This is a genomic window from Limnoraphis robusta CS-951 (genome assembly GCF_000972705.2).
The window spans coordinates 11,832-30,066 of record NZ_LATL02000214.1; the positions used below are offsets into that span (position 1 = coordinate 11,832).

At 41.7% G+C, this 18,235-nt stretch carries 16 protein-coding genes and 1 pseudogene; 10 read left to right on the forward strand and 7 right to left on the reverse strand.

Features of this window, described 5'->3' with window-relative positions; translation table 11 throughout:
- Positions 1–119: 119 nt before the first annotated feature.
- The gene (locus WN50_RS18155; protein WP_046278719.1) at positions 120–2,033 is read right to left on the reverse strand and encodes a transketolase C-terminal domain-containing protein; all 1,914 of its coding nucleotides are present in this window, start codon (positions 2,031–2,033) and stop codon (positions 120–122) included.
- A gap of 166 nt (positions 2,034–2,199) precedes the next feature.
- Complete coding sequence (locus WN50_RS18160; RefSeq protein ID WP_046278728.1) at positions 2,200–3,120, reverse strand: DMT family transporter; 921 nt, start codon at positions 3,118–3,120, stop codon at positions 2,200–2,202.
- Between the two features lie 421 nt (positions 3,121–3,541).
- Here WN50_RS18160 and WN50_RS18165 point away from each other — a divergent pair, with 421 nt between their 5' ends.
- The 3 genes from WN50_RS18165 (at position 3,542) to WN50_RS18175 (ending at position 6,605) form a co-directional block, all read left to right on the forward strand.
- Entirely contained in the window at positions 3,542–4,348 is an 807-nt protein-coding gene (locus tag WN50_RS18165) for an SDR family NAD(P)-dependent oxidoreductase (RefSeq protein ID WP_046278720.1), read from the forward strand.
- A 233-nt stretch (positions 4,349–4,581) separates the two neighbouring features.
- A complete protein-coding gene (locus WN50_RS18170; RefSeq protein WP_046278729.1) occupies positions 4,582–5,592 on the forward strand; it encodes an NAD(P)-dependent alcohol dehydrogenase in 1,011 nt (336 codons plus the stop codon).
- Between the two features lie 137 nt (positions 5,593–5,729).
- Entirely contained in the window at positions 5,730–6,605 is an 876-nt protein-coding gene (locus WN50_RS18175; protein WP_046278721.1) for an SPFH domain-containing protein, read from the forward strand.
- 14 nt (positions 6,606–6,619) lie between these two features.
- Here the strand turns inward: WN50_RS18175 and WN50_RS18180 are convergent, their stop codons facing one another.
- A complete protein-coding gene (locus tag WN50_RS18180; RefSeq protein ID WP_046278722.1) occupies positions 6,620–7,147 on the reverse strand; it encodes a zinc ribbon domain-containing protein in 528 nt (175 codons plus the stop codon).
- A 208-nt stretch (positions 7,148–7,355) separates the two neighbouring features.
- On the opposite strand from WN50_RS18180, the gene WN50_RS18185 reads away from it, so the two are divergent.
- From WN50_RS18185 to WN50_RS18195, 3 genes are all read left to right on the forward strand, one after another.
- A complete protein-coding gene (locus WN50_RS18185) occupies positions 7,356–7,904 on the forward strand; it encodes a hypothetical protein (protein ID WP_046278723.1) in 549 nt (182 codons plus the stop codon).
- Positions 7,905–7,916: 12 nt separating this feature from the next.
- The gene (locus tag WN50_RS18190; RefSeq protein WP_053221550.1) at positions 7,917–8,999 is read left to right on the forward strand and encodes a M28 family peptidase; all 1,083 of its coding nucleotides are present in this window, start codon (positions 7,917–7,919) and stop codon (positions 8,997–8,999) included.
- Between the two features lie 197 nt (positions 9,000–9,196).
- Positions 9,197–11,152, forward strand: coding sequence for an ABC-ATPase domain-containing protein (locus tag WN50_RS18195; RefSeq protein ID WP_082172486.1), 1,956 nt, complete (start codon positions 9,197–9,199; stop codon positions 11,150–11,152).
- Between the two features lie 57 nt (positions 11,153–11,209).
- Here the strand turns inward: WN50_RS18195 and WN50_RS18200 are convergent, their stop codons facing one another.
- Complete coding sequence (locus tag WN50_RS18200; RefSeq protein WP_046278724.1) at positions 11,210–11,584, reverse strand: hypothetical protein; 375 nt, start codon at positions 11,582–11,584, stop codon at positions 11,210–11,212.
- 827 nt (positions 11,585–12,411) lie between these two features.
- On the opposite strand from WN50_RS18200, the gene WN50_RS36370 reads away from it, so the two are divergent.
- Positions 12,412–12,966: tetratricopeptide repeat protein (locus tag WN50_RS36370; RefSeq protein WP_235441019.1), on the forward strand; the 555-nt coding region annotated here is incomplete at its 3' end.
- A gap of 87 nt (positions 12,967–13,053) precedes the next feature.
- Positions 13,054–13,611 carry a TPR end-of-group domain-containing protein gene (locus tag WN50_RS37705; protein WP_425354824.1) on the forward strand — a complete coding sequence of 186 codons (558 nt, stop codon included), beginning with the start codon at positions 13,054–13,056 and terminating at the stop codon, positions 13,609–13,611.
- Positions 13,612–13,810: 199 nt separating this feature from the next.
- Here WN50_RS37705 and WN50_RS36375 read toward each other — a convergent pair.
- The 3 genes and pseudogenes from WN50_RS36375 to WN50_RS18215 all read right to left on the reverse strand — a co-directional run.
- Positions 13,811–14,443 (reverse strand): amidase family protein (locus WN50_RS36375; protein WP_245397813.1); only part of this gene is annotated, 633 nt, incomplete at its 5' end.
- A 1-nt stretch (position 14,444) separates the two neighbouring features.
- Positions 14,445–15,421 (reverse strand): annotated as a pseudogene (locus tag WN50_RS35415) (amidase family protein); the annotation flags it as partial.
- A gap of 474 nt (positions 15,422–15,895) precedes the next feature.
- The gene (locus WN50_RS18215; protein WP_235441020.1) at positions 15,896–16,207 is read right to left on the reverse strand and encodes a hypothetical protein; all 312 of its coding nucleotides are present in this window, start codon (positions 16,205–16,207) and stop codon (positions 15,896–15,898) included.
- A gap of 213 nt (positions 16,208–16,420) precedes the next feature.
- On the opposite strand from WN50_RS18215, the gene WN50_RS31480 reads away from it, so the two are divergent.
- Both WN50_RS31480 and WN50_RS18225 read left to right on the forward strand, forming a co-directional pair.
- Positions 16,421–16,866: inositol monophosphatase family protein (locus WN50_RS31480; protein WP_281062893.1), on the forward strand; the 446-nt coding region annotated here is incomplete at its 3' end.
- Between the two features lie 686 nt (positions 16,867–17,552).
- A partial coding sequence (locus WN50_RS18225; RefSeq protein WP_049560138.1) for a Uma2 family endonuclease occupies positions 17,553–18,235 on the forward strand: 683 nt, incomplete at its 3' end.

Sequence of the window (18,235 nt, forward strand, 5' to 3'; positions counted from 1 at the left end):
GGGAAAAAACACAAAGAAATAAAGACACAAAGTTTGTATTCAATATTATCTCTACTGTTCCTTATTCCCTACTTTGAAGAAAAACCCGGTAACTCTTGAGAAACCGGGTTTTTGAGGTTTTAACCGAGTAACTGTTTAACCTTGTTCATAATGCCATCGGGGTCAATTCCTTGATGGGGGAACTGTTCCCACAAACCGCCACAGCCTTCGTGATGGGTGGCTAAACTGGCGAATTTGGGTGCAAAACCCCGTTCGAGTAACCAGGTTCCGAAACGGCTACCGAGTCCTGTGCGACGGTTAAACGCTTCTGATACGATAACCATTGGAGACTGACCAACTTTGGCGATCATGTCTTCATCGACAACATTCAATGTCGCCTTATTAATTAAACCGACATCAATTCCTTCTTGTTTGAGACGTTCAACCGCATCGAGAGAACGATACAACGCCGCCCCAAAACTAATAATATATCCAGCCGTTCCTTCGCGGATGACTTCATCTTTTCCGGGAACAAATTTGTATCCGTCGCCGAAGAAATTCCCGCCATCGGTATTGAGAATATAGGGAACTTTTGAACGAGTGGAGAAAATAAACCGCAACCCCGGATCAAAAAAGACTGCTTCCACACAAGCTTTCATTTGGTTGGCATCTGCGGGGAAATATAACCGCGTTTCATAGCCATCATCCAAGCCATTATCGGCGAACATATTGTTCAAACCAAAGTGACAAGTATTATCGGCCATGTCATCAATACCGGAGTGAGAAAAATGACACAACAAATTAGAATAATTCAACCGCGCCATTGTAATTTCAGAAATACACATTTCTAAAAAGGCGCTGAAGGTGGCGAAAATTCCTTGTTTGCCTTTTTCCATCCCAAACCCTGCGGCGGCGGAAAGGTTGCCTCGTTCCATAATTCCCGCTTTAATATAGATATCAGGGAACGCTTGACCGATGGCTTTTAACCCACAAGATCCTTCTAAGTCACTGTCAATACAGATTACTTTTTCTTTGCGTTCAGTATCGCTCATTCCCTGCAAAACGGAAACCACTGCATCCCCGAATACATTGCGGTTCGACCCTTGTTTATCACTCGAACCCAGGAAGGTATAGGTTTGTTTCGGCTTCTCAATATTCTTGAGATATTCAACCTCAGCCGTTTTTCCTCGGGCTTCTAGGTATTTGATCGCCAAGTCAAAGGAAATGACATCGTGACCATGTTCCGACCCTTCTAAGCCTTCTATTCCCACACACATGGGACGTTTGTTGACAACTGCAACTGGGCCGTCAGTATTCACCGCTTCGCAGATGCGACGATAGAGATCATCAATATCTTCGCCGTCTCCTTCTAAGATTTTCAGGCCGTGACCTGCTAAGGTTTGGGAAACGGTGTAACCAGGCATATAGTCAGAAGGATGTCCGGCGATAGTGACATCGTTATCATCAATGATCAGTTTAACGTTAAGATTCTGAGACACGGCTAAACGGGCGGCTTCCGCGTCGTCTCCTTCTTGTTGGGAACCGTCTGAACCCAAACAGAAAACGGTTTTACCGGAGTTTGCCAAGGCCACACCGTTAACATAGGGCCACATATGACCCAAACGACCGGAACTAAATTTTACCCCAGGTGTGAGTCCGAGTTCCGGGTGTCCGGGTAGGGTAGAATGGGCTTCACGGTAATGTAACAGTTTTTCGGCAGGAAGTTCACCCGCTAGCGCCGCCATCAGGTATTGAGTCGCAACTCGGTGTCCGGCTTCATCAAAGAAAATCGGTACAAATTTGTCGGGTTGACCTCGGAAGAAAGCATCGAGGATCATCACTTCCGGTACTGTATCATAGGGGCCGCCTGTGTGACCGCCTACGCCTCTAGCCGCCCCGGTTGCTGTGAAGAAAACAATTAAATCTCGACAAAATTGAATATTCGCTTTCAGGGTTTCCCGTTGTTCGTCGGTTAGGGTAGAATTGGCGGGATCGAGTGATAGGGGTTTGTAGCCGCCCAGGTTGATCGGAGAAGGAATTTGAGTCGCAGTCATCGGTAATACTTTATAGAGTGAGTCAGTGTTAATTTATCAATGCAGCAATCAACTTTAGTTAAAGCTTATAGATTTGGGTGACATCTGCCAATCCTCTAGGTAAAAGTTCGGAGTCTCGAAGAGTTTGTTAATTGCTGCCATTTTGAAGTTTAGCGTTATTTGGGGATTAAACCCTATTCGATTTTGCACCGAATACAGCGATCGCTACCCCGATTAAAATTACAATAGCACCTCCGACAACCGTTAAAGAAGGAATTTCCCGAAAAAAGACATATCCTAAACCACTTGCCCCCACAGGTTCAAATAATATCGCTAACATGACTAAAGTCGGCGAGGTGCGAGTCACTGCCCAGTTAAAGCTGGTATGTCCGACGAGTTGCGGTAAAATTGCCATTAAGATTAGGTAAACATACACTAAATTCGGATAGCCGCTATATTGGGTTCCGAAGAAAAAGGGTAGGGGGAGTAATATCACTGCGGCGACGGTATAAGCCACTGCAATATAACCGCCTATTTGAAAGCCTCGTTTTTGGGCAATTCGTCCGAAAATTAGATAAAAACTAATTGCCCAAGCACCAATTAAGGCTAAACTGTTTCCTAATAGGGGATTTTGACTGACGGCTGTTGTATTGCGATCGCCGATTGCAATTATTATCCCCCCGCTTAAAGCGATGAAGATTCCCAATATTGTTAATTTTGAGGGTTTTTCTTTTAACCCAATTGCCGATAATATTGCTACCCAAACGGGGCTTGTCGTGACTAACGTAGTCGAAGCGGCGATTGAGGTATAAGATAAAGAGGTGATCCAAGTAGCAAAATGAAAAGCGAGACAAATTCCGGCTATTATTGCATAAAATAACGCTCCGGGTTGTAGAGAATTCCAGGTTATTTTATGCCACGTAGGAACTAACAATAACGCCGCAAACGTTAAACGAGAAGCAGACATCACTAAACTAAATCCGACTGTATTCACTTCGGCGGTTGTTGTTGCTAAACGGACTAATATTGCACCCGTTGAAACCGCAATCACTCCAATAAATACAATTAACCCAATTAGCCAGGGAGAAGTTGAATTTGAGGGTTGCATAAAAATCAATGATCGATCATAATAAACTCTAGAAACCCGTTTTCTAAAAACCCGGTGCGCGATAAAGTTTCTAGAAACCAGGTTTCTCAAAGAAACCCGGTTTCTGATCATACATCTTAATTTGGCGTGTCTCAAGGCTGTGGGAAAGCAACGGCTTAATTGAATTTGATTGTTGCAGAAAAATCAATCATCTATCATAATAGTTCTAGAAACCCGGTAACTTGATCGCGCACTGGGTTTGTGATCATACATCTTATCGTTTGAAAATTATTATGGTTTNTCAAGGCTGTGGGAAAGCAACGGCTTAATTGAATTTGATTGTTGCAGAAAAATCAATCATCTATCATAATAGTTCTAGAAACCCGGTAACTTGATCGCGCACTGGGTTTGTGATCATACATCTTATCGTTTGAAAATTATTATGGTTTCTACGGTTTTAATTACTGGTGCGTCTCAAGGAAGTGGAAAAGCAACGGCTTTACTCTTTGCTCAAAAAGGCTATAATGTAGTATTAGCAGCCCGCAATTTAGAGCGTTTAGAAGCCACAGCAAATGAAGTGCGAAGTTTGGGCAGTTCCGTGTTAGCTATTCCCACAGATGTAGGAGAGGTTAAACAGGTTCAAGAGTTAGTCAACAAAGCCTTAGAAACTTACGGAAATATTGATGTCTTGGTAAATAATGCCGGAATTTGTTTAACCGGTTCAATGGCAAAAACCACCTTAGAAGATTGGCATCAAATAATGAATACCAACTTCTGGGGATATGTGTATACAATTAACGCAATTTTACCGCATTTTTTAGACCGTCAAACCGGAACAATTATTAACGTCGGTTCCGTAGGAGGTAAAATGCCTGTACCCGATATGACGGCTTATTGTGCGAGTAAATATGCTGTTACTGGACTAACAGAAACCCTGCGATTTGAACTCGCTCCCAAAGGGATTAACGTTTGTTCCGTTCATCCGGGTATTATTAATAGTAACTTCATGGAAAGGGCGCAATTTCGCGGAGAAAATAACAGCGAAGTTGAGAACCGTCGCCAACAAATGGAAACGGTGTTAAAATCATCTTTTGTTAGTCAACCGGAAGACATTGCAAAAGCCATTTGGGAAGCCGTTCATAAGAAACAATCCGATACCGTTGTTGGGTTAACTTCTATCGCGACAGAAGCGTATCGGTTGTTTCCCGGGTTAATGCAGTTTATAATGACTCAAAGCCGAAATCAGTAAGTTCGTTGTTGCGCTTGAGCGATCTTTCTTCAGACTAAAAGCCTACTCCAAAGGTTTTGAAACTGAAGAGGCGGGTTTATACAGATTATTTGTAAAAAAAATATTTTTGCAGAACTTGCCCCTACAGTATTATTATTGATGAATCCGATTAGGGCGGGTTTATTCAGATGATTTGTCAGAAATCAGCATTTTGGCGAACCCGCCCCTACTTAAATCTTTTCTCCAAACAATCTATGAAAATTCAAGGACTCGCCGCTAAAACAAAAGGGTCTCAACTCGAAGCCTACAGCTATGAAAGCCCATCTCCCGAAAATTTTCAATGTCTGATCAAAGTCTTGGCTTGTGGAATTTGTCACTCCGATATCCACATGATCGATAATGATTGGGGAATCAGCAATTATCCGATTATTCCCGGTCACGAAGTCATCGGAGAAGTGGTTGAAATCGGTTCCCAAGTTCATCATATCAAAGTTGGCGATCGCGTGGGTGTGGGTTGGCAACGAACCGCCTGTTTAAGTTGTCGAGATTGTTTGCGAGGAAACGAAAATCTCTGCAATGATATTCAAGCCTTAATTGCCACAGGACCCGGTGGATTTGCGGATTATTTAGAAATGGATTCTCGCTTTGCTTTTCCGATTCCTGATGGCATTAAAACCAATGTAGCAGGGCCGTTACTCTGTGGAGGAATTACCGTTTATTCAGCCTTACGATATGCGGGAATGGGTTCAGGATTAGAAATTGGGATTATCGGTGTGGGCGGTTTAGGTCATCTGGCGGTACAATTTGCGAGTAAATTAGGCAACAGCGTCACTGTTTTTACCACCTCCCAAGATAAAGCAGAATTTGCCCATGAACTTGGGGCGAAGGAAACTGTCATTGTCGAAAAAAATCAAGCCCCTTCTGCCCCGTCTCAACCGTTTAATATTTTATTAAGTACGGTTCCGGTGTCAATTGATTGGGAATCTTATGTTAATTTTCTCGACTCTGATGGCACTTTAACGATTGTGGGTGTCCCTGACGCCCCGTTGACACTTCCTCTTTTTCCTTTAATTATGAAGCGTCGGCGAATTTTGGGTTCTCCCATTGGGGGACGGGCGATGATGCAGGAAATGTTATCAGTCGCGGACCGCTATCACATTGAACCCCAGGTGGAAATTTTTCCGATGGAAAAAGCCCAGGAAGCACTGGAAAAAGTGAGAAATAATCAAGTGCGTTATCGGGCGGTTTTGAGTCATCAGGTGTAACATTGGGTTAAGAAAAGATGACGAAATAAAGCATTGGGTTTAACGTAAACGTAAATCAAAGAATAGGTCATTGCTAGAGAAACGGTGCTACTATAGACCTATTCTTAATTTTGGTAGTTGACACATTATTAACTGTTATGGCTCAATATTTACTCAGCTTCTTTGCAGCTTTGATTATCGGGGTCGTGTTTAATTCCTCGGTGAAAGTCGTCAGTGGTGGAGATCAGGCCATTGTCGAAGGTTTAAATGGCCGTCATCGCACCCTAAAACCAGGAGTTCGTTATATTCTTCCTTTCTTTGAAAAAGTGGTTCACTATGATACCACTCGTGAACGGTTTATCGATATCAAACCCCAGGAAGTGATTACCAGTGATAATACTCCCTTAACCATTGATGCAGTTGTTTACTGGAAAATCGAAGATATCGAGAAATCTTTTTACAACGTTGAACAAGTTGATGAATCAATCTCTAATTTAGTCTTGACAACGTTGCGGGCAAAAATTGCCACCATTGAGATGAGAACACTGTTTTCCTCGATTAATGAAATCAACGATTTACTCCTAAAAACCTTAGATGAAGCCACAGACAATTGGGGGATTAAAATTATTCGGGTAAACCTGCAAAGTGTTACGCCTCCGGCTGCAATTATGAAATCAATGGAGCAAGAAAAAGCCGCAGAAAACAAAAAACGAGCTGAAATTAGTATTGCCCGCAGTGAAGCCCAATCTATTGAGATTATCTCAGATGCCCTGCAAATACAGCCCAACAGTCGGGAGTTTATTCAATATCTGATTGCGAAACAATATGTCGAGGCTCATCAGAAACTCAGCGAGAGTAACAATTCTAAGATTATCTTTATGAATCCTGGTCAACTCAATGAAGCAATCGGAAACTTAATGGAAGATGATCTCGATAATACCCCGAGAGATAGTTCAGCTTCTCGCAAACTCAAAATCGTCAAGCCCGATATGAGCAAAAAACCGGATAATGATATTAGCAATAGTGCCAGCTAAATTCGCGCTCAATTTTAGGAATCGAGACGATAACCGCAACTCGAACAGAAGCGATCTTCTGGCTTAATAGAAGCTCCACATTGACTACAAAATTGTCGAGTTTGAGAGCTTGAACTTTCAGAAGTAGAATTCATTTGCATTTCCAGATTTCCCATTCGCATTTGCATGGGTTCCATTTTCATCGGTTCCATTTTCATCGGAGACATCGGTTTCATCGGAGACATTGTAGCGTTGGGAATGCTGGAAACTTGCTGAAGTTGTAGCCTCTCAGACTGAGTGATTGAAGGTGTATCATTCATTACTCCCATGCTGTTTCCCTGCACATTAACATAGTGTTTTCCCTGTGCAGTTTCGATTTCAATCAGAATTCCAGCGTCAGTGCGGTAAACAACGGGGAGGGAAGTCCAACTTCCAGTCGTAAAACTGCTACTTGACTGCTGTTGTTGTCCGGGACTGCTGGTAACTGTTGTGACTACGGTTTGGTTGGCTTGAACATCTAAATAGACTTTTTGACTGGGACTCAGTTCGCACAGATAAGCCATATTTGCCCCCTTTTTAACTTGACATCTGACTCAATTATAGTAAAGTGATGTCAACAGAAATCGAAATTTCTTAATTATTGCGTTATAAATTCAGGGAAAAATCGAGTCTAATCTAATTTTAAACGGCGATTACTGAAAATAAACATAACCTAGAGGCGAAATTTTTGCTAAACTCAGAAATGCCTCTGTTTGAACTGGTAATTAAACCATGAGTCAAGTAATAGAACAGTTTCTATCGGAATGGAACCAGATCAAAGCACAAGTTGATGAAGTACAAGCTGAGTATAATTCTTTGTGCGACAAACGTTCCTGTTTTTATGTATCGGTGATCTTTCCGAAAGATAATTCACCGGAAGCTAAAGCTGAATTTCATCAAATTTGTCAAACTCAAGTTGCTGAATGGTCAGTCAACCTGTCGGAACTTGATCGCAATATTAAAACCACTCACCTGAAACTCAAAAAAGTCCAAGCAAAGCTTGCCGTTAAACAAGCTAAACTTTATGAATTACAAGCCCAAGAACTCTGGCCAAAGTTGTGTCAGCAAGCCAATATTATCAATCAATTAGCTCAAAAATTAGACCAGGAAATCCAAATATTTTGGCAAATGGCTCACGATTTTAAACCCCGCTTAGAAGATTGGCTACCCTCACCCCCTAAACTGGCTGGTTTTGAAGAAATTATAACCATTCCCAAGATCAAACAGACTGAAAAGGGACTTCAACTGTTCAATCAAGAGATTGATTTTGAGGAAAATTAAGCGTCGATAAACATGATGAAGAAAAGCCTCATCGCGTTGTTTTTATTAGGAGGTCTTCTGGTTTGCAGCTTGAACTGGAAGACCGAGATTTCAAGTGTTTTATTGACCCGAGAACATCCGGCTGTTCTCCCTTATCCCAACTCATCAAAGACCTCATATTTTGAGGTGAATGTCAACCCCATAGCCCCATTATGGTCTGAGGTTAATGTTTCTAATTCCGCTAACATTGCTGAAATTAACCCCGAGAAAATTTGGAGTCAGATGGAAACCCTAGTTGGCTCACGATATACAGAAAGCGATCGGGAATTTACGCGAAATTATTTAGTCGAACAATTACAACAATTGGGCTTTTCTCCGACATTGCAAACCTTTGAACAAGGTGTTAATATTGTCGCTAAACGATCCGGTGATGATCCTGAAGCAGAAACCCTATTAATTGGCGCTCATTATGATACCGTTGTCAACTCACCAGGAGCTGATGATAATGCCAGTGGCATCGCTGTTTTGCTAGAAGTGGCTCGTTTATTCGGTTCACAAACCAGCAAAAATTCCTTAGAAATTGTCTTCTTTGATCAAGAAGAATCAGGACTTTTAGGGAGTTTTGCCTTTAGTGGTCGTCCCGAAAACTTACAACATTTACGCCATGTTATTGTCCTCGATATGGTCGGTTATGCCTGTCGAACAGATGGCTGTCAACAATATCCTACGGGCTTAAATGTTGAGCCTTTCTTACAAGCCAGTGGCGTTAATTCTGCTGAGAAAGGAGAGTTTTTAGTCGTTGTCGGGGAAATTCAACATCCCGAAATATTAGAATCATTTCAGGGAATATCCTCTAGCCTATCCAACCTAAATTTACCGCCCGTTGTTCCCTTACCGATTCCCTTAAAAGGGGTACTGACCCCTGATGTTTTACGAAGTGATCACGCTCCCTTTTGGTATCAAAATATTCCCGCCGTGTTGATCACAGATACCGCTAATCTTCGTTCTCCTCACTATCATCAACCGAGTGATACTCTGGCTCATCTTGATCGAGAATTTTTGATGGGTTCGGCTCAAGTAATTGTCAATGTCGTCAGTCGCTTATTGGACAATTAAATAATCGATTTAGATGGATGAACCCCCGAGATAAACTCAAAATCCTCTGATATAATGAGGTCATTCTCTAAAAAAAAGCTCTATCTTTGTCTTCCGATTCGGCAAACTTTGCACATTGGATTAACTGTTCAGCTCAAACCAAGATCCTCTCAAATCGCAAGGAAACACTGAATAATACACTCATCGAGATCTAACTCATGAACACAAAAGAAGACCTCCGCCGAAAATTACTCGACCTTGACAACCAAGGCTACAGATCATACAAAGATATTCTCGGTACTTATGAGTTTGAGGAATTTACCTTAATTATTGATTACGTTCAAGGCGATCCTTTTGCAGCTCCCAGTAAGTTTCGAGTTCACATCCCCCCTAACATTGCCGGATTTCCTCCAGAACTTTACAAAAACCGGATTCGAGAAATCGCTTTGCGAGACTATCTCACCCGTCAGTTTGATAAAAACGCCCGTGACATTAGCAGCCGTCGAGGAACCGGAAAAAGCGGGATGATTGCGATTACTAAAATGGGACAAGAGGTATTAGAACGAACCTCTGCAAGCTTTATTTATGTCGCCCCCCCTAAACCCAAACTAACCATTGGAAACCCCGTTTTTCAACGCGCAAAACCCATGCCTTCTACCAAAGAAAAAGGCGTTGAAATGCGCTTTTTTGTCGGACTTCCCGCCCGAGGACGGCAAATATTAGGACGACAAGCCGCCGCGATGATTTGTGATGATATTCCCCTAATTGTTGAACGTTCTCTCAAATATAATAGTTTCGATCCAGAAGTCTGTAAACTTCATGTCGAAACCGTAGAAGATGCCGACTGGTTACGCCAACAATTACCCGAAAAAGGGTTAGTTGCCTTTATTCCCAATGGGGCAATTTTACCCCGACGCAGTGGCGTTGATAGCCGACCTTTAGAAACTGATGTTGTGCCGTTTCAATCTCCTGAATCTCTAGAAGTTGAATTCAATCGCCCCAATTTAGGAGAAATTAAAGGTTTAGGTATTCCGAAAGGAATCACCTTAATTGTGGGCGGTGGATATCACGGGAAATCAACCTTACTGAATGCCATAGAATTGGGCATTTATAATCATCTTTCAGGAGATGGACGAGAATTTGTAATTACCAGTCCAGCCGCCATTAAAATTAGATCTGAAGATGGTCGTAGCGTTGCCGGAGTTGATATTTCACCTTTTGTCAATCACTTACCTCAAGGCCGTTCTACCACCGAATTTACCACCGAAAACGCCAGTGGAAGCACTTCGCAAGCTGCCAATATTATGGAAGCCTTAGAGGTCTTAATTCAGTCGGAAAATGACTCGGTTACTGATGCGGTTTCTCCCGTTTTATTAGTCGATGAAGATACGGCTGCAACTAATTTTATGATTCGCGATCGCCGAATGCAAGCCTTGATCGCCAAAGACCAAGAACCGATAACACCCTTTATTGATAAAGTTCGTCAACTTTATACCGATTATGGGGTTTCTACAATTTTAGTTATGGGGGGAAGTGGCGATTATTTTGATGTGGCGGATACGGTGATTGCAATGGACAATTTTCAACCCCAAGAATTAACCGCAAAAGCCAAAGAAATCGCCGCAGAATATGCAACAGGTCGCACTTCCGAAGGCGGTGAACAATTTGGTCAAATTCGACCCCGTGTTCCCCTTCCTGACAGTTTAGATCCCAGTCGCGGACGGCGAGATGTACGGGTGAAAGTTCGCGATCTCGATGAAGTCACATTTGGAACAGAAGATGTTGATTTGTCAGGAGTCGAACAGTTAGTTTCTAGAGATCAATTACGAGCGATCGCAGCCGCAATGGTTTATGCTAGAAAACAGTATATTAATGGTGAACATACTCTATCTCAAATTTTAGATCGAGTCATGGCAGATATCGCCGAAAAAGGATTAGATATAATTACCCCTTTTCCTCAAGGAGATTTAGCCCTATTTCGACGATTTGAACTCGCGGCGGCTATTAACCGAGTCCGAACATTAGAAGTCAAATCTGTAGAAGAAGCAGTCGAATCTTTAGAAGAAGCAGTCGAATCTTTAGAAAAAGAAGTCGAATCTGTACCAGAAGAAGTCGAATCTGTACCAGAAGAAGTCGAATCTGTAGAGGTGACGACGACTGACGAAGATTCCTAAATAGAGAAATGTAGAGGCGTTGTCTTCAACGTCTCTATCGGAATTCCCCTAACCGATTTAGAGAAAAAATTGACGAGGAATCAAAGAAGAACTCTGCAATAAAACCGAACTTTCCTGTTCAGTTTGAGCGGTAAAATTAGCCGTAACTAGAGTAAAACCCCAGTAAGTTACTATTCCCATCAACCAACCCAAAATCAAGATAATTCCCGCCGAGATTTTAGCTTGAGAAGTGTTTTTAACAGGAGTTAATGATGATTTGGGTTTAGAAATACGAGAAAGAGTTGTCGTTTTTTTAGCCGGAGGAGAGAGCTTTGATGTCGTCAGAAAGCGTTCAAGTTCCTCCTCTTCCTGATATTCTGCTAATCGTTTTGCGCGTTCCCATTGCATGATTTGGGCATAGACTGAATAAGAACTTCTGCTTTTATCGTTCATAATTACCCCCGGTCAAATCGTGAAAGCCTTNGTCAGAAAGCGTTCAAGTTCCTCCTCTTCCTGATATTCTGCTAATCGTTTTGCGCGTTCCCATTGCATGATTTGGGCATAGACTGAATAAGAACTTCTGCTTTTATCGTTCATAATTACCCCCGGTCAAATCGTGAAAGCCTTTGATATATTTTATGCAGGTCATCAGCTTGTAATTCTTGAGAACCTCTAATAAAAAGAATCAGCGTTTGTAAGTCATTGCGAGTGATTTGATGCGTTGCAAAAATTGTTTTCAATCTCGATTATACCGAGGATTGAAGTTGAGAGTTTAAGGTTGGATTTGTCATCTTGCAATTTCCTTCCTCAGTTGTTACATTCAATATATCGTCAGCGATACTGAGTTGAATTCACCTAAATGGGTGATCTTTGATTCGCTCCAAGTCATCAGTCATATCATGTCCGGTTGAACAGTTATAAATAAACGACAGAGGAGTCAGGAGTCACCGAGTCAGGAGTCAGGAGGAAATCAAGAAGAAGAAAGAGGAGGATTATGAGAAAGTTTTTTATCACTAATTATCCGGACATGATATCACCTATGACCCGTCACCGTAGGGATCATTCATAAATTATCTGTACCAGTCTTTACAGCAATCCGTTTTTTTTCACTGTTAACTGTTTACAGTCACCCCTGTAGGAATAGATTTAATCAGGCTGATCGACGGGTCGAGTTTTGATCAAACCCCGAACCCAACCCACCGATACAACCCAACTCCTCAAATTCATCAAGTTTGAGTGAAGATATTCTGTACATAATTTGTAGAAATAGAGGATATAAAATGACATCAGCTAACGAATCTATCATGGAAGCGAAGAAGTTAATGGATCAAGGAATAGCTCTAGTTTGGGAGGCTGGTAATCCCCAAGAAGGACTTGCGGTAATCGAACAAGCAATCCAACAACAACCCGAATTCTTTAGTGACCATTTTGTTGCAATGAATACAAAAGGATGCGCTCTTTTAAGTTTAGAAAGATATGAAGAAGCCTTGACGATATTTGACCAAGCATTGAAAATCCAAAAAAATCCCTATGATGCTCATACAGCCCAGAAAAATAAAGCCCTCACTCTATTACAGCTCGAAAAATATGAAGAATCTGTTGAATGGTATGAAAAAGCTCTGGAATGGAATGATAAAGTGATCAAAGATATCTCACAAAATTGGTGTAATCGAGGATATGCTCTGTACTGTTCTAAAAACTATGATGAAGCGATAAAAAGTAATGATAAAGCCCTAGAATATACACCGAAGAATGGGTTAATCTTTTATAGTAAAGCTTGCTGTTATAGCTTACAAAATAAAGTAGAACTGGCTCTGGACAACTTAAAGAAAGCGNGATATGCTCTGTACTGTTCTAAAAACTATGATGAAGCGATAAAAAGTAATGATAAAGCCCTAGAATATACACCGAAGAATGGGTTAATCTTTTATAGTAAAGCTTGCTGTTATAGCTTACAAAATAAAGTAGAACTGGCTCTGGACAACTTAAAGAAAGCGATTAGTTTAGATTCAGAAATCAAAAAGTCAGCCAAAACGGATTCAGATTTTGACAATATTCGTTCAGATGAACGATTTAAAGCCATTGTCGGAACTGAATTTAACGTAGAAGCCGTTCAACAGTTTTTTAATGAAGCTCTCAAAAATTACGATGATCAGCAGTTCGTATTTGTTGGAGATTTAGGAACTTCTGTAGAATCATCCATCGTTCTTCCTGATAACGTCAGAGAAGCTTATGCCTTCTACGGCGAAAACTTCGCCCAACCCGGAAGCTTTGGCTGTGTTTGTATTTATCATGTTTCTGTCGCAGGTTTGCCCACTTACGCTCTAGAAGCGATGGCAATTGCTGGGGCTGGAAAGTTTGAGAACTGGATCGAAATCTACACAGAAATCGGTGAAGAAATTACTTGCGGGAAGCTTCAGAACAAAGTGATTACTTGGGGGAATCAAGTCACTGTTCGTTCAGATTTTATGGGAAATTAATCACCGTCACCCATTAAAATGATAGGGGTAACGGTTAAATTGCCAAATCAATTTAATCCACCCCTACAAAAAAATAGCTCAGAGCCAAGGCAAGGCATCTAAGCTATTCTCAGGTCGTCATCATGTTTTGGATTTACTTTATAATGTACCGACTATCCGATAACAGTGACATCACCCAATAGAGTGATTCCCGTGATATTTATTTAAGCTGAGGTTTGCGTCTATGCCAAGCCGTCGCCTGTTCATAAGCATGAGCCACTTCAAACAGTCTCGCCTCACCCAACACCTTACCAATTAACTGCATCCCAATCGGAAGTCCTTGTTCATCAAACCCACAAGGGATGCTAACAGCAGGTAAACCCGCCAAATTCACCGGAATGGTCATTAAATCTGATAAATACATACTCAGGGGATCAGCCGTTTTTTCTCCCGCTTTAAAAGCTGTTGTCGGAGCAGTCGGACAAACCAACACCTCAACCTGAGAAAACGCTCGTTCAAAGTCCTGTTTAATCAGCGTTCGGACTTTTTGGGCTTTGAGATAATAGGCATCATAATACCCCGCCGACAGCGTATAGGTTCCCACCATAATCCGCCGTTTGACTTCCGCCCCAAACCCTTCGGCACGGGTTTTACAGTACATATCAATCAAATTCTCGGCATCCGAACTGCGAAAACCATATTTCACCCCATCGTAACGCGCCAAGTTTGCAGAGGCTTCTGACGGGGCAATAATATAATAAGTGGGTAAACCATAACGAAAACGAGGACAAGAAACCACCTGAATTTCGGCACCCAATTCCTGCAACGTTTCTACCGCCGTCGTCACCGCTTTNACCCCATCGTAACGCGCCAAGTTTGCAGAGGCTTCTGACGGGGCAATAATATAATAAGTGGGTAAACCATAACGAAAACGAGGACAAGAAACCACCTGAATTTCGGCACCCAATTCCTGCAACGTTTCTACCGCCGTCGTCACCGCTTTTTCCACAACAGGGTCTAACCCTTCTCCAAAGGTTTCCTTGATCACACCAATTTTGATGCGACTTTTGGGTTTCAGCGTTGGTCTGAGGGCGGCTACATAATCTGGGATTTGAACATTGAGACTCGTAGCATCTTTTGCATCATAACCTGCGATCGCCTGTAATAAAATCGCCGCATCTTCAACAGTTCGGGCTAAAGGGCCAATTTGATCCAAAGAAGACGCATAAGCCACCAAACCATAACGAGATACCAACCCATAAGTGGGTTTCATCCCGACAATGCCACAAAAAGAAGCAGGTTGACGAATAGAACCGCCTGTATCCGAACCCAACGCCACAACGCATTCATCCGCCGCCACCGCCGCCGCAGAACCGCCCGAAGAACCGCCCGGAACCCGTTGTAAATCCCAAGGATTTGCGGTAACTTGATAGGCAGAGTTTTCCGTAGAACTCCCCATCGCAAATTCATCTAAGTTCGTTTTCCCCACCATAATTGCACCCGCCTCCGCCAACTTTTGCGTCACGGTAGATTCGTAGGGGGGGACAAAATTCTCTAAAATCTTGGATGCACAGGTTGTAGTGATTCCCTGAGTGCAGAGGTTATCTTTGATGCCAATAGGAATTCCAGCCAGCAAGCCGATTTCTTCTCCTGCGGCTATTTTAGCATCGACTTGTTGAGCTTGCTGCAACGCTCGATCTGCTGTTACACATAAAAAGCTGTTTAATTTTGAATCAAGCTGATCAATACGGTCTAACGCTTCTTGAACAATCTCTACAGCCGAGCGTTCCTTGTTAACCAGTTGTTGGTGTAACTCGCAGATGGACGCCATTCCCTATCCTCTTTGTTTTAGTTTCTATCGATCAGAGTTTACCAAAATTACGAGATCATTTTCCTGTGAATCGATTTTTGAGGTTCATTGTATAGATGACTTGATCTATTTTTTGCCTAATCCTCTCGTTTCCAAGCCTGTGTCTGGAAAACAATAACATTGTACAACATCGATTACCCAGTTTAACAGATGTCATTTAAAATTAATCCAGATTCTTACTGAGATTNCTATCGATCAGAGTTTACCAAAATTACGAGATCATTTTCCTGTGAATCGATTTTTGAGGTTCATTGTATAGATGACTTGATCTATTTTTTGCCTAATCCTCTCGTTTCCAAGCCTGTGTCTGGAAAACAATAACATTGTACAACATCGATTACCCAGTTTAACAGATGTCATTTAAAATTAATCCAGATTCTTACTGAGATTCCCAAGGTTATGCCCCTGACTCAACACCCTGCTGATCGCATTGTTTTATGATTTTTCTAACCAACTACAAATCAATTCACCCGCTCCATTTTTCTCAAACCGTTTCGTCTTTCCCTCCCCATCAATTTTAGTCTGTCTGCGACAATTATAAATTTCCATCGGCTTTTGCTTGCCATTAATACTCACAGACGCTCGATATTCCCAATGATATTTTGCACTTCGCTTAATACTCAAAATACAAATCCTGTTTTCATTCACAGTGCGACACATAGACGCTTGAGACGCTTGAGGAAACGTTAACAAAAACAACAGCAAGAGTAAGATAGTCGTCAGGAGTTTCACGAGCAGTTTGATCAAAGATTTTAGGGGATTCTATATTTTTATCATAAAATAGCCATCACCCCTGAAAAACAATCACTCATTACCCATTTTGTCGGGGCGGGTTCATCCAAAATATATGCTTCTCACAGATAATATTGATCAACCCCCCACTCCTGAACCCCTCTATTTTGACTTGTCAGAACGGAAAGAAAATGCTTTGCTAGAGTTGAACTGCATCTTTTTTAACTCATGTCTCACCCTACCCCTACCCCTCGCCAAATTTTAGAAACATTACTTCCCTATCTGCGAGTCGCTGCGGGTTATGCGCGTCAACTTCAGCCCCTAATTCGCGCCCTTCCAGCCAAAGACGGAGATAACTTCTTCGCCGAAGCATTAACCGATGCAGACTTATCCATTCAAACCTTAGTTGAAGTCGCACTGTTAGGAACCTTTCCGAATATTCGGTTTTATGGCGAAGAACATGAACTGTCAGGAAATACCAAATATTTTCGCAGTATTGAACTCGGAGAAAAAGGAGATTATTTAGTCACACTCGATCCCATTGATGGAACCAAATTTTATCTAGACGGACATAACAACTATCAAATCATTCTCACAGTTTTAAACAGCGATGAATTTGAAGCCGTGTTAGCCATTTCTCCCACATTAAACACCTATTATTATGCACTGCGAGGNACACTCGATCCCATTGATGGAACCAAATTTTATCTAGACGGACATAACAACTATCAAATCATTCTCACAGTTTTAAACAGCGATGAATTTGAAGCCGTGTTAGCCATTTCTCCCACATTAAACACCTATTATTATGCACTGCGAGGCGAAGGAACATTTACAGGTTCCCTCGAAGACAACTTAGACGCTTGTGTTCCGGTTCAACTCAACTCACCCGAACCGATCATTTTACTCGGATGGGGAATGAGTGAATTCAAACCTTTACTTCAGAAAAATTATGATGTCATTGATGTAGGAAATGATTACAGTTTAGAAACACAAATTCCCAACCACAATGGAATTTTAAGCGGTTGTGTTTGCGGAACAGTGCTTCGGTCCGGTAAATTTATAGATGGGGCTGCATTGGCATTTTTAGCCCAAGAAGCAGGATGTATTGTTACTACCCATGATGGAAGTTCTCCCCCTCCTTTAAACACCTGTGAAAATTATAGTCGTCCCGGTTTATTAGTCGCGGCTTCTGAGTCGGTTCATCGACATTTATTAGAAGCAGCAAAAACCCTTAAAAACGTTTAGATTAGATTAAATTAAATATTAGGGGTGCAAACCGCAGCGCCCCTAAATTTACAAAAATAAGCTATGATAAAAATTAAACAAATAAACGTAAGGGATGACACTGGAGAACACCATGACAATAGCTCAAGACTTGGAACGTTCCCAACAAGAATTTGAAGAAATAGAATATCCCCCTAGTGACTTAGAAAGTCAGGAGCTACCCTTGGAAAGTTATCTACATCTACAACAACTGTTGTTACTGCTAAAATGTTTAGATTGGCTGTGGAAAGATAGACAAGATTATTTTGCTGCGGGCAATCTTACCATTTATTATAGTCCGAATCAAAAGAAATCTGAATACTTCCGAGGACCCGATTTTTTTGTTGTCTTGAACACCGAACGCAAACCCAGAAAAAGTTGGGTGGTTTGGGAAGAAAACGGAAAATATCCTCATGTTATTATAGAACTCTTATCCAATTCAACCGCAAAAACAGATCGCACCGAAAAGAAACAAATCTATCAAGAAATATTCCGAACACCCGACTATTTTTGGTTTTCTCCAGATACCTTAGAATTCCAGGGTTTTCATTTAGTTGATGGCAAATATCAAGACATTCACGCCAACGAACAGGGATGGCTTTGGAGTCAACAGCTACAACTTTTTATCGGAATTTATGAACATAAATTGAGGTTTTTTACTCCCGAAGGCGTATTAGTTCCCACACCCGAAGAAGCCGCCCAAACAGCACAACAACAATTAGAAATTGAACGACAACAAAAAGAAAAACTAGCCGCAAAACTTCGAGAATTAAACAT